The organism is Vibrio sp. D404a (assembly GCF_030248535.1).
Lineage (GTDB): Bacteria > Pseudomonadota > Gammaproteobacteria > Enterobacterales > Vibrionaceae > Vibrio.
In genome coordinates this window covers 1-12,278 of sequence record NZ_JAHGAJ010000016.1, presented here as the reverse complement: position 1 = coordinate 12,278, position 12,278 = coordinate 1, and the positions used below count along the sequence as shown (strand labels likewise).

The 12,278-nt window shown below is 45.4% G+C and carries 10 protein-coding genes and 1 other annotated feature; of the genes, 2 read left to right on the top strand and 8 right to left on the bottom strand.

Translation table 11 applies throughout. The annotated features are described in order from the left end of the window. Positions 1 to 36: 36 nt before the first annotated feature. Both KI655_RS09135 and ettA read right to left on the bottom strand, forming a co-directional pair. Positions 37 to 432, bottom strand: a complete 396-nt coding sequence (locus KI655_RS09135) for a PilZ domain-containing protein (protein ID WP_285403849.1) — start codon at positions 430 to 432, stop codon at positions 37 to 39. A gap of 85 nt (positions 433 to 517) precedes the next feature. After that, positions 518 to 2,185: an energy-dependent translational throttle protein EttA gene (gene ettA, locus KI655_RS09130; RefSeq protein ID WP_032553197.1), complete on the bottom strand. Its 1,668-nt coding sequence runs from the start codon at positions 2,183 to 2,185 to the stop codon at positions 518 to 520. A 264-nt stretch (positions 2,186 to 2,449) separates the two neighbouring features. Between ettA and sltY the strand changes: the two genes are divergently transcribed. Next, a complete protein-coding gene (sltY, locus tag KI655_RS09125; protein ID WP_285403846.1) occupies positions 2,450 to 4,399 on the top strand; it encodes a murein transglycosylase in 1,950 nt (649 codons plus the stop codon). 141 nt (positions 4,400 to 4,540) lie between these two features. After that, the gene (gene trpR / locus KI655_RS09120) at positions 4,541 to 4,834 is read left to right on the top strand and encodes a trp operon repressor (protein WP_216651666.1); all 294 of its coding nucleotides are present in this window, start codon (positions 4,541 to 4,543) and stop codon (positions 4,832 to 4,834) included. Between the two features lie 147 nt (positions 4,835 to 4,981). Here the strand turns inward: trpR and yjjX are convergent, their stop codons facing one another. From yjjX to hpf, 6 genes are all read right to left on the bottom strand, one after another. Then, complete coding sequence (gene yjjX, locus KI655_RS09115; protein ID WP_285403843.1) at positions 4,982 to 5,506, bottom strand: inosine/xanthosine triphosphatase; 525 nt, start codon at positions 5,504 to 5,506, stop codon at positions 4,982 to 4,984. 18 nt (positions 5,507 to 5,524) lie between these two features. Further along, entirely contained in the window at positions 5,525 to 7,873 is a 2,349-nt protein-coding gene (locus KI655_RS09110; RefSeq protein ID WP_285403841.1) for a bifunctional diguanylate cyclase/phosphodiesterase, read from the bottom strand. After that, a complete protein-coding gene (locus KI655_RS09105) occupies positions 7,857 to 8,897 on the bottom strand; it encodes a spermidine/putrescine ABC transporter substrate-binding protein (RefSeq protein ID WP_285403839.1) in 1,041 nt (346 codons plus the stop codon). Before KI655_RS09105 ends, KI655_RS09110 begins: the two co-directional genes overlap by 17 nt. Next, on the bottom strand, positions 8,890 to 9,966 hold the full coding sequence (locus KI655_RS09100) for a PotD/PotF family extracellular solute-binding protein (protein ID WP_285403837.1): 1,077 nt from the start codon (positions 9,964 to 9,966) through the stop codon (positions 8,890 to 8,892). Before KI655_RS09100 ends, KI655_RS09105 begins: the two co-directional genes overlap by 8 nt. A 97-nt stretch (positions 9,967 to 10,063) precedes the next feature. Continuing rightward, entirely contained in the window at positions 10,064 to 11,239 is a 1,176-nt protein-coding gene (gene pheA / locus KI655_RS09095) for a prephenate dehydratase (RefSeq protein WP_285403835.1), read from the bottom strand. Positions 11,240 to 11,251: 12 nt separating this feature from the next. Further along, positions 11,252 to 11,373 (bottom strand) — a sequence feature (Phe leader region). A gap of 111 nt (positions 11,374 to 11,484) precedes the next feature. Further along, positions 11,485 to 11,820, bottom strand: a complete 336-nt coding sequence (gene hpf, locus KI655_RS09090; protein WP_285403833.1) for a ribosome hibernation-promoting factor, HPF/YfiA family — start codon at positions 11,818 to 11,820, stop codon at positions 11,485 to 11,487. Positions 11,821 to 12,278: the final 458 nt, after the last annotated feature.

The following is a 12,278-nucleotide window of genomic DNA, read 5'->3' as shown; positions in this document are numbered from 1 at the left end:
TGACGTATTAAATAAAAATAATTCGAAGAGCGTGCTTTATTCTGCTGACTCTTCGCCTAAATCTGTTAGATGTTCTATTTCTCGATAAAGTAACTCATCATCACCAACGTTCAGCTCCACAAGGCGCTTAAGGTGGCTGATACTATCAATATCTAAATGCTCTATGCGTAAGCGCACTGAGGTATTGATGGTAGAGACAATAGAGGCTTCTAGTTGAATGTTGATATCACTGTCTGTTAATTGAAAGCTGATCATAACAGGCAATTGATGGTTTAACTGGTGGTGGTCTGCACAATCTATCAATAAACCTTGCAACGACAAGTCTTGTACTGTGCCTTCAACCACTGAGTTATTTTGAACCACTGAGGTATCTTGGGTTAGTTTGGTAGCGACTTGATAAACAATCCTTGAAAATCGACGCCTTTCCATCATAGAGACTTCCTCACCTATAAGTTTGGGATGCTGTATTATATAAGGCCGCTAATTTAGCGGCCTTAGAATAAATTACAAGCGAAACTTACTTAGTTACACGCTTGTATTTAATACGGTGTGGTTCAGCTGCTTCAGGACCAAGCGTCTTCTTCAGCCATTCCATGTACTCATTGTAGTTACCTTCGTAGAAGTTAACTTGACCTTCATCACGATAGTCAATGATATGCGTAGCAATACGGTCTAGGAACCAACGGTCGTGCGAGATAACCATTGCACAGCCTGGGAATTCCAGTAGTGCTTCTTCTAGTGCACGTAGCGTTTCAACGTCAAGGTCGTTGGTTGGCTCATCGAGTAGCAGTACGTTACCGCCCGTCTTAAGAAGCTTAGCCAGGTGAACACGGTTACGCTCACCACCAGAAAGTTCGCCGATGATCTTCTGTTGGTCTGAACCTTTGAAGTTGAAGCGAGAGCAGTATGCACGTGCAGGGATTTCGAAGTTGTTGATCTTAATGATATCAGCGCCTTCAGAGATCTCTTGGAAGACTGTTTTCGTGTCGTCCATGCTGTCACGGAATTGGTCAACCGATGCCAGTTTTACTGTTTCACCAAGTTCAACAGTACCCGAGTCTGGTTGCTCAGTGCCGCTTAGCATCTTGAATAGGGTAGATTTACCCGCACCGTTGGCACCGATGATACCGACAATAGCACCCTTAGGCATGCTGAATGATAGGTCATCGATAAGAACACGGCCGTCGAACGACTTAGTCAGGTTCTTCACATCGATAACTTTATCACCTAGACGCTCACCTGGCGGGATGAACAGTTCGTTGGTTTCGTTACGCTTCTGACGATCGCCGCTTTGCAGTTCTTCAAAACGAGCCATACGTGCTTTAGATTTAGACTGACGACCTTTTGGATTCTGACGAACCCACTCAAGCTCTTTCTCAATCGTTTTCTGACGAGCTTTTTCTTGAGATGCTTCTTGTTGTAGACGCGCATCTTTTTGCTCTAGCCAAGAAGTGTAGTTACCTTCCCATGGAATACCTTCACCACGGTCAAGTTCTAGAATCCAACCCGCTGCGTTATCAAGGAAGTAACGGTCGTGGGTAATCGCCACAACAGTACCGTTGTAATCAACTAGGAAGCGCTCAAGCCACGCTACAGATTCTGCATCCAGGTGGTTGGTAGGTTCGTCTAGTAGAAGCATATCTGGCTTCTCTAGAAGTAGGCGACAGATAGCAACACGGCGACGCTCACCACCTGATAGGTGTTCGATCTTCGCATCCCATTCAGGAAGACGAAGCGCATCAGCAGCACGCTCTAGAGCATTCTCTAGGTTGTGACCATCTTTCGCTTGGATAAGAGATTCAAGTTCACCTTGCTCTTTCGCCAGTGCATCGAAATCTGCATCAGGTTCTGCATATGCTGCGTAAACCTCATCAAGACGCTTCATTGCACCCGCTACGTCAGATACTGCTTCTTCAACGATCTCACGAACCGTTTTCGATTCATCAAGTACAGGTTCTTGTGGTAGGTAACCGACGTTTAGACCCGGTTGTGGACGAGCTTCACCATCGATGTCGGTATCAATGCCGGCCATGATACGTAGCAGTGTTGATTTACCTGCACCATTCAGACCTAAAACACCAATTTTGGCACCAGGGAAAAAGCTTAGAGAGATGTCTTTCAGAATTTGACGCTTAGGTGGCACAATTTTGCTCACTCGCGACATGGTATATACGTATTCAGCCATTGCCGATCGTTCCTACTTATTGTTCAAAATAAACGATTATTTTATACCAATCTGCCCAAAGATGTTACTCCCCGAGTGGAAAAGGCTTTTGATGGATAAATCTTAGCTTTTTATTGTCAAAATTCTCACTAAAAGCCTATTTTTAAAGCTTTGGAGGCGAAGTGTTAAATATTAATAATATTTACACTCAAACCCTTTACATTTGATGTGATGTAGGGCGTAAATAGCCCTTACGCATTCAAACACGCACTAAGGAAAGAGCGAATGTTTTTCCGACTTTTCAATAGAAAAATTGCTGTTGCTGCATCAGTAATTTTGCCTTCTATTCTATTGGCTCCAGAGGCTTTAGCGAGCCGTGCTTCGGAGCTAGAAATGCAGCGTGACACTTACGATCAAGCACAAGACGTATTGGACAAGCGTGACCTCAAGGCCTACGCCAAGTTGCGCCCTAAAATTCAAACATACCCATTGACGCCATACACCGATTACCGTGCCTTCTTAATTAACCTTGGACAGCGCTCTCCTCAGGAGGTCGAAGCCTTCATTGAGAGCCATCGTGGACTACCATTTTCTAACCGCATCCGTGCGCCGTATTTAGCATCGTTAGAGTCCCAGAAAAAGTGGTCGACGATACTGGAGTTTCAGACTCAGGAGCCTACCGGTGAGAAGTATCAATGTATCTATTATCGCGCTCATTATGAGCAGGGTAATCAGGAGCTTGCTTACAAAGGTGCAAACCAGCTTTGGCTAAGTGGTAATGGCGTTGATGATAGCTGTGACCCACTGTTCTCTGCTTGGGATAAAGCAGGCCTGCGCAGTGATGAGTTGATTCTTGATAGGCTACTGCTAGCGTTTGAAAGCCGAAACGGTAAGCTGATGAACTACCTTATTAAGCAGCTTGATGGTGACAAAGCATCGAAGCAGGGCAAAGAGATGAAAGCTCTGTTCAGCAAACCTGAAAGCGTCGCGAGCTTTGCTAAAAAACACAAGGTCAATGAGTTCTATCAAAAGCAGACCGAGCTAGGTTTCCAGAAGTTGGCTCGTAAAGATGCCAAAGCGGCTCAAAAGGCGTTTGATAGAGTCATTGATGGGCAGAAGTTTTCAAAAGAGAAGACTCAGCAGTTGGCCGACTATCTCGCATTTCGTCTGATCAACACCGATTCTGAAGAGATGATGGCGTGGCGAGACAAGGCGATAGAGACCTCATCTAAACAAGTGCTGATTGAGCGTCGGGCTCGCCTTGCTATTCAGCATGCGGACTGGGCAGGCTTGCAGCACTGGATCAGCAAGCTAGATGATAAACATCAAAGCTCGATACGTTGGCAATACTGGCGTGGTAGAGCAGAGCTTGCTTCGGGACAAGAATCAGAGGGCACCAAGCGCCTGACTGATATTCTTGGTCAACGCAACTTCTACAGTGTTGCAGCGGCGAAACAGCTCGATAAATCAGTGAGCTATGAAACGTCGTCACTGACTTACAACGCGAAGGTTGTGGAGCCATTTGATACCGCTTTGGTACGTATTGATGAGCTGATCACACGCGATAAAATTGCTGCGGCCAAAAGTGAATGGCGTTGGTTGCTAGCCAACTCTGACAAAGAGCAGAAGTCGATGCTGGCTGCCTATGCCCATAAACAGAGATGGAACCATCTCACCGTGACCGCGAGTATCTCGGCTAAAATGTGGGATAACCTAGAGCTACGTTTTCCGGTAGCACATAAGTGGTGGTTTAACTTCTACGCCGAAAAGCATGATATTGACCTCGTGACCTTGATGTCTTTAGCAAGACAAGAGAGTGCGCTCGACAGTGAAGCTCGATCTCCGGTTGGCGCGCGCGGCATCATGCAAATCATGCCAGCGACGGCTAAATACACGGCGCAGAAGTACAAGTTAAAGTACCAAGGCCGTGAAGACTTGTATGATGTTGGTAAAAACATTGAGATAGGTAGCCATTATCTGGATGGATTGCTGAATCAATACGATAACAACCGCATCTTTGCATTAGCGGCTTATAATGCTGGCCCACATCGTGTTAAGCAGTGGCGCTCTCGCAGTGAAGGCAAGCTGGATGCTTTCGCCTTCATTGAGATGATTCCGTTTAAAGAGACGCGTGGTTACGTACAAAATATCTTGATGTTTGAAACCTACTATCGCGATATTTTGGGTGAGCAGGGGAGCTTTCTAGCCTCTCATGAGCGTGAAGCAAAATACTAACCGTCAAACCCAACCTAGTGATTGCTGATGGAATTCTTTTTTAAATTGGATTCACTATAGGGTTTCGGTATACATTAAAAGGCAGTCGCAGCGCGTCTGCCTTTATTAGATTGAATGACAGTAAGAGATAAGTGTAGGGATATGGCATCACAACCAGAGTACAGCAATTGGCAAGAGTTGATGGATTTAGTAAAAAGTGCCGCTGAAAATGATCAGCATGAACTGTTACTGACCATGATGATGACACCCGATGAGCGTGAAGCCTTGGTCGCTCGTGTTAACATTCTTTGTGAGTTGATGAAAGGTGATCTATCTCAGCGCCAAATCAGCCAGATGCTAGGGGTAGGTGTGGCAACCATCACTAGAGGTTCCAATGAGCTAAAGGCCAAGTCGGAACAAGAGAAGCAAGAGATTGCCCAGTTGTTGCTTAAATAGCGCATCTTAATCAGACAACAAAAAAACGCTAGCTTCGGCTAGCGTTTTTGCTTTTTAATTCAAGGAACGGCTTTCTCTTCAACGATATTGCTCTGATTGGTCGCTCTCTTTTATCGACTCAGAAAGACACGCCCTCATTTGCTCCCGTTATTGTTTTGGGAAGTGCTCAGGATTTACAAATGGAATCAGAGCTAGAATGAGCGCTTGGTGGTAGACCGAACTGCGAGTGAGTTGGTTATGAGTCAGTAACCCAATCGCGCCACCTTTCTGTTTGATGTTGTCAGTGCCAAACACCTCATCCATGACATCACCCAGTTCATTAGCATCGGCGAGCTTCTCAATAACCAGCGGTGGTAGCATTAAACTTGCAGAGCGAGATTCACCACGCTGCCCGTTCGATTCAATCACCATCCAAGCAAAGGTAACATTGCCTTCAATCCCGGCTTCTAGGCCAACATAAAAATCGCCATTTGGGCTGGCTTGAATAGCGTTGTTCACGCGATTAACGGCACCTTGATAGGTCTCTTGATTACTCATCGGTTGGTCCGCAACACCACTGGCAACGCTAACGCCTTGAAAGTCAAATTCTTGATTTGGGAAAGCGGCATCAAACGCACTTTTTACCGCGTTGATTTTGGCTGGGTTGAGTGACGCAATAATGACTGTTTTCATGATTCTCTTTCTTATTCGTTATTTTGTTAGTGCTTTTTGTGGCGATGCGCTCCATCGATCCTGATGGCTTTTATACCATATACCGAGCTCCTCTAGTGGCATCGGTTTGCCAAAATAATAGCCTTGCAAAAGGTCGCACTCTGCTTCAACTAACCATTGATGCATCGCTTGGGTTTCAATGCCCTCAGCCGTTACCTTTTTACCTTGAGCGTGACATAGCTCGATTACAGGTTTCACTATGTTTTGATTATCGGTTTCAATTAAGGTCTCTAAGAAGCCCTTATCCAGTTTGATTTTTTGTGTTGGGTACTGAACCAGTTGGGTTATCGAGGTAAAGCCGGAGCCAAAATCATCAATTGCCAGCATATAGCCCATTCGGGACAGCTCGTTGAGCAGAGGGAAACCTTGAGCACCTGATTCAAAGGTCTCTGTTATCTCGAAATCGATCAGGTGAGGCGGAATGTTGTGAGCGTCGGCATGTTGATCGATGAACTCTGCCAAGTGCGTGGTTTCAATACCCGCAGAGGAGAGGTTGATCGATAACTGAACCGGGTGTTCGAACTGTGACTGTAGGCGGTCAAAACCGTTAAAGGCGTGCTCGATAACCCATTTATCGACCTGCTCAAATAGCCCGGTCTGTTCAGCAATGGGGATGAATTCATCAGGAGGAACAAACCCTAACTGCTTCGAATGCCAGCGCAGTAATACCTCAAAACCGACCACGGTCTCACCGCTGGCGTTCATATACGGCATATAAACCAGCGAGAATTCACTATTACAGCTGCCGTCACGCAGTGCACGTTCAATGTTGGCTTGACGCTGAATCGCTTTGTCTAAATCGCGTGAGTAGTAGGCCGATTGGTTCTTACCTGCTCGCTTGGCTTGATACATGGCGGTATCGGCATTGGACAGCAGTTTCTCTATGTCTTCACCATCATTCGGGTAGGTCGCAACCCCAATACTGACGGTGATAGGGAAGTTGCCCGAGTGCGTAACAAAGCCTTGTTGGAGCGGTGTCAGTAGTTGCTCTGAGAACGAGTGCTCAATATTGCCTGATATTTCAGGCGCATTGATGAACACCACAAACTCATCGCCAGAAAGCCTTGCAGGCATACAGTGGGCTAAGTGGCGAGTTTGATATTCCTGACATAGCGCGGTGATTCTTTCTGAAAAGGCGATCAAGATCGAGTCACCGACTTGGTGGCCATACTTGTCATTCACAAACTTAAAGTTATCGAGATCTAAGTAGAGGATCCAAGTATTGCTGGTGGCGTCTTTCTCTGGCAGCGCATTGTCGACAAAGGACTGAAATTGATGACGATTGGCGATCTTGGTTAGCGGATCGTTTTCCGCCAATATCTTGGTCTGCTGGTAGGTATCATCCAGCTCTTGGTACATATCGTAAAATCGCTCAGACAGGCGGCCGATTTCATCGTTGCTGCTCAGTCGCTCGATGTTTTTACGTTGGCGCTTTTCAACCTGCTGCAGTTGTCGATCCAGTCTCGCGATCGGATTTATCACGCTCCGAGAAAGTAGCAACAGAAGCAGAATGACAGTAACTAGCGCTGATAAGGCAAAGGAGAAGCTGATCTCATTCCAGATCGAGTGGAGTTTGTTATTGAGGAGGAACTTGGCTGGGTCTACGGTGACATAGAGGCTCGGTGCCAACCTGACTGATTGGGTCAATTCACTTTCCGGCGCAACGGGCGATGAGGTGAAAAACAGACTGGTCTGATATTCAAACTCTATCTGTTTGCGCAATGAATTGAATTTATCTAACGAGACTGAGACCACCACAAAGAATACATCGTCGAGTTGATAGCTAAGCGGTGTCGAGATAGTGCGTTTATCGAGAACCTCATAACGCACTAACATGCCTTCTCCTTGGGAGTTCTGCGTGTAACTGATGTTAGAGGTTGCGGCGGTTTCAAGGTACTTATCGTTGATAAACTTCAGGATCTTAGGATCTATTTCGGCAAATGGGTCACTGCTGTTTTCGGCGTAGTAGCTGAGCTGGCGGTTGCCGTCCAATAGGGCTAATCCCGTGAAGCTTTCATTGCCATCTTGAAGTAGCTGAATAGTCTGTTGCAAGTTGTCGATCAGCTCCAACTCTCGGTAGGGGTTATCGCCAACCAAGAAGTAGCGCTTTACGATGTCGCTTTTAGTTAGGGTATAAGAGTAACTGTTGAGAAAAGAGCGCGATTGACGAAAGTGCCCCGCCAATTTTTCCATGCTCAGTTGAAGTGCGTTGTCTTCTCGTTTAATTAAGCTAATTTTTTGGTTGGTGTAGATGATGTAGCTCGAAGCGGCCGCGCTGAAAAGAATCACTGGTGCAATGAGAAGTAATATTTTAGTACTGAGCTTCATGACTTTTCACAACATTATTAATGATTTTAGCTCGCAAGTTTATGTTATTCGGAGTAAGTCTTCTATCAATTACACTTTTGCTGATGATTTCCTGTGAAGGGAACAGTGTGCTGTCTTGAGTATAAGATTCCGGAAGCAGTGCGAGCGCAGAAAGGTTTGGTGTCGCTGCCATTACTTCCAAGGCGTTTTGTGCCGCAATAGCAGGGTTCATAAGATCGTTCAGAAGTTTCTTAGCATTTTCTTGCTGTATTGATGCGCTATTAATCGCGATACAATCGACCCAAATATGCGTACCTTCAGACGGAATAACAAACTGCCAATCCTCCTGTTCAAGAGATTGATTTAGCGAGAATTGATCGCCGCTGTAAGCCATTGATAGAAAGAGAGAGTCCGCATTATCATGGCTTTTGACGTATGAGATTGGATACTCATAGGTCAAGATATCGGGCTGGAGATTAAGCAATACCTGATGCGCTTCTCTCAGTGACTTAGTATCGTCCGAATGAGTTGGGTAACCAAGTACGTACATCACGGGTAAAAGTGTCTCTATGGTATCCTCGATAAGGCTAATGTGACCTTTCACATCGCTGCTTGGATAGATGAGTTCACGCCATGACGAGGGAGGAACCGCCAGTTTGCTTTCTCGATAAACCAGACCCAAGACGCCCCAAAAATAAGGAACAGCGTGATCACCACACGCTTCTAACCAACGCGGACTGATGTGCTGGCGATTAGGTAATTCAGAGAGATCGACGAGCGCCCCTTGTTTCCCATAAATGTTGGCAGAAACATTATCGAATACCACAACATCAAACGGCAAACTATCGCTGTTGAGCATTAGCTTGTTGCGTTCATCATCATTATCAAAGTAGTGCAACAGTAAGGACTGGTTATTGTCCGATTCCCACTTCTTCTGCACCCCTGAGCCCAATGTATCTTCCCAGACATAAAGCTGGAGTGGTTCTGCTGCATTGAGTGCTGTGGGGAGCATTGCAGCGAGAGAAAATAAAAACGGTTTAATCATTGTCGGTAAGCTGCCTGTGATGTTGAATCACCGCATGGCTGATTCGGTTGCGAAGCGTCATCGAGGTATTGATTAAGGTAGAGTAGAACTGCGCCTTGTCCAGCAAACTTTGGTCGGGATAGAGCGCCAAATACTGCTTCTCGTAAGGAGGAATATGCTGGTGCGCTTGGTCGTTAGTGGTGGTCATCGACAAATCTAATGCATTGAGAGCCGCGATATCTGGACGATGAAGAAAGTTAAGAAAGCGCGCGGCCAGTTCAGGATTTGGTGCATCGTTGAGTATAGCTAGGCAATCAACCCACAAAATAGTCCCTTCGTCTGGAACATTGAACCCCCATTCATAATCGGGAGTGAAGCTTTGCAGTGTTACCTCATCACCGCTGTAACCAGCGGCAAGGTGAATGTTGCTCGCTCGTGATGGGTCTTTCTCGATGTACGTTAGTAGGTATTCATAGGTTGCTACGTAGGGAACCTGTGCCAGTAACTCTTGATAAACCTCTTTGAGCACCGCTTGATTGGTAGTATGTGCCGATACGCCGCGCACAAACAAAGAGGGGAGCAGTAGGTCGATATAGTCACCCTGCATAGCTAGATGACCTTGATGCTCTGGCTTCGGCGATAAAATCTCGTTCCAGCTTGTCGGTGGCTCTGGGAACATATCTTTACGGTAGATAAGGCCGATAGTGCCCCAAAAATAAGGGACGGCATATTCACCACACTGATTGCGCCATAGCTCTGGAATGTTGCTTTGATTAGGGATCAATGCGCTATCACTCAGCTTATGGAGCCGGTGTTGGCGAGAAAAGTTTCGCGCAGAGACTTCATCTAAAATCGCGATATCTAGGTCGTTACGTGTCAACTGATTGATGATGCGATCACGTTTGATATCGCTGTCGAAATAGAGTTGTTTGATGGTGACGCCCGTCTCTTGCTCCCAGAGCGCGATGACGTGGTCAGAAAGGTAGTGTTGCCAGTTGAAGATAGTGAGGGTCGGGTTACTCTTTGCCACAGCAAAACATGGCATTAACACAATAAGTAAGCCACTAACCAACGAACATAACAAACGCATACATCACCTCTTAATGGGGGTATTGTACGGTTTCTAGGCTAATAAGTCAGTAGCTACTTATTCTGTTTTTTAACTAAATAACCAATTTGTTAACAAACTAGTTGAGCTTTACTTGTGTTGCTTTGATGTTTTCACTTGGGTAGCAACCAAGAACTTTCAAGTGGCGCGTAATGCTGGTCAGTTCGGCAATTGCTTGTTGCATGTTGTCGGAATCTAGGTGAGCTTCTAGATCAACATAGAACATCTCTTCCCAAGGATTACCCATAATTGGACGCGATTCTAGCTTAGTCATGTTGATACCGTAGCGTTGAAGAATCAGTAGTGTTTCCACTAGAGAGCCCGCTTCTTGCGAAGTTGACATGATTAAAGTCGTTTTCGCTGGGATTTGGGTTGATACTTCAACGGGCTTACGCGCAACTACAATAAAGCGAGTGTGGTTTTCGGTTTGATTGGCAATGTTGCCTTGAATTGGCTGAAGGCCGTAAAGCTTACCGCTTGAAGAGTTACCGATCGCAGCTACGGTGTCGTCATCAAGATCTTTGACTTTCTTCATTGCGTCAGCAGTGCTCGCACAAGACTCTAGAGTCACACCCTTTAAGCGGCTTAAGAATTCACTACATTGCTGATGCGGTTGTGGGTGCGAGTACAATGTGGTGATGTCTTCTAAGCGAATGTCTTTTTTCGCGACCAAGCAGTGCTCGATAGGTTGAGACAGTTCACCCACGATATAGAGCGTCGTGTGCTGTAGTAGGTCATAAACCTCATTGATTGACCCTGAGCTGGTGTTCTCAATTGGCAGCACGCCATAGTCAGCATGACCAGACTCAACCGTTGATGTCACCTCTTTGAAGTGGCTGCAGTTCAGTTCGATCAGCTCGGTATTACGACGGCTGAAGTATTCGCGGCTCGCAAGGTGTGAGTATGACCCTTTTGCTCCAAGAAAAGCGACACGTGCCAATGGCTTACGGCTTTGTGGGTTAGCAAGGTTTTGCAAATAAGACTGTTGTAGAAGGACGGAATCTTCAATGATGGTGTGAAACAGTTTTGTGATGTACTGAGCATCAAGCTCGTACTTGTCTTTTCCATTACCGATCAGTTTCACTAGCAGTTGTTGCTCACGAACGGCATCTCGAACTGGCTTTGATGTCTCTACTTTGCTTTTAGCAACTTCAATGCTGAGTTTACGGCGCTCAGACAACAAGCTTAGGAGCTGGTCATCAAGCTCATTTAAGCGAAGGCGAATTTCATCAAGCGAAATGGGTTGATCAGTCATAAATGGGTCCTTATAAAAAAGCCTCCCTTGAGTGGGAGGCTTTCTGTTCGTTTTTGACTTGTTTTTCTAAAACGACTTAGCCTCCGATTTACGGAAGGAAAAAGAAGTCAAAAATAAACAGAGTTTGAGTGTGCATAAAAATAGTTTGTTTTTTGAATGTTTAAACACAATAAGCAAGCGAGCTACAAGCGTCAAGCAAAAAAATAGCGCCGTATTGGCGCTATCTTCGAATCCTTTTATTTCTCTTATTCTACTTCAGCTTCTAGCTCTTCAATTTGAGGCTTTTCAGCGCGGCGAGCTTCTGGTTTGTGTCTTAGCTTATTCAGTTGTCGTTCTAGTTTCTGTTCAACCTCATTAACGGCGACGTATAGGTCATCGTGGATTGATGAAGCAACAAGCTGGCCTTTTGGTACGGTAATTACCGCTTCAAATTTTTTCTTCTTGTTAGGCTCTTCACTAAAGCTTGCTTGGCAGCTAATGATGTCTACTTGCCACTTTTCTAGCTTGCTAAATTTACTTTCTATGTGCTCACGGATTGCAGAGGTGATGTCGATGTTCTTACCAGTGATGTTCATTTTCATAGAAGTTTTCCTCTGTTGTATCCCTCATGGGTTAACTCCAGATTACGTTTTTAGGTGAGAAAGAATGTGATCTAGATCGCCTTTTGGTGGGCGTTTTTTAGGATTGAAATCAAATGTGATCTCACGCAAACATTGCTATGTTTTTCGAGAAAAATGCTTGTTATCAATAATAAAAAGGATAAATTGAAACCAAGGGTTCGCTAAAAATTACAACGGTTTTTAGGGAAATCGTTCAGCCCTCAAAAGGTGCTTGGCGAATAAATGTACACTTTGTTTTTGTGATGTGTGTCACATCAGAATTTTTTTGATAATCTGCCAAATTTGAAAAGCCGCTTGAGCATAGCTTCAAGCAGCTTTTTGTTGTTTACGGCAAGCTGTCGGAGCTGTGAACTTGTCCTTAGCTTCCTTAGCTTCCTTAGGTTCCTTAGCTTCCTTAGCTTCCTTAGCTAAAGTCACCA

Coding starts and splice junctions, on each gene's coding strand:
- pheA (WP_285403835.1), bottom strand. CDS start 11,239: ATGACTGATCAACCCATTTCGCTTGATGAAATTCGCCTTCGCTTAAAT.
- yjjX (WP_285403843.1), bottom strand. CDS start 5,506: ATGAAAACAGTCATTATTGCGTCACTCAACCCAGCCAAAATCAACGCG.
- KI655_RS09100 (WP_285403837.1), bottom strand. CDS start 9,966: ATGCGTTTGTTATGTTCGTTGGTTAGTGGCTTACTTATTGTGTTAATG.
- hpf (WP_285403833.1), bottom strand. CDS start 11,820: ATGAAAATGAACATCACTGGTAAGAACATCGACATCACCTCTGCAATC.
- KI655_RS09110 (WP_285403841.1), bottom strand. CDS start 7,873: ATGAAGCTCAGTACTAAAATATTACTTCTCATTGCACCAGTGATTCTT.
- trpR (WP_216651666.1), top strand. CDS start 4,541: ATGGCATCACAACCAGAGTACAGCAATTGGCAAGAGTTGATGGATTTA.
- KI655_RS09105 (WP_285403839.1), bottom strand. CDS start 8,897: ATGATTAAACCGTTTTTATTTTCTCTCGCTGCAATGCTCCCCACAGCA.
- ettA (WP_032553197.1), bottom strand. CDS start 2,185: ATGGCTGAATACGTATATACCATGTCGCGAGTGAGCAAAATTGTGCCA.
- KI655_RS09135 (WP_285403849.1), bottom strand. CDS start 432: ATGATGGAAAGGCGTCGATTTTCAAGGATTGTTTATCAAGTCGCTACC.
- sltY (WP_285403846.1), top strand. CDS start 2,450: ATGTTTTTCCGACTTTTCAATAGAAAAATTGCTGTTGCTGCATCAGTA.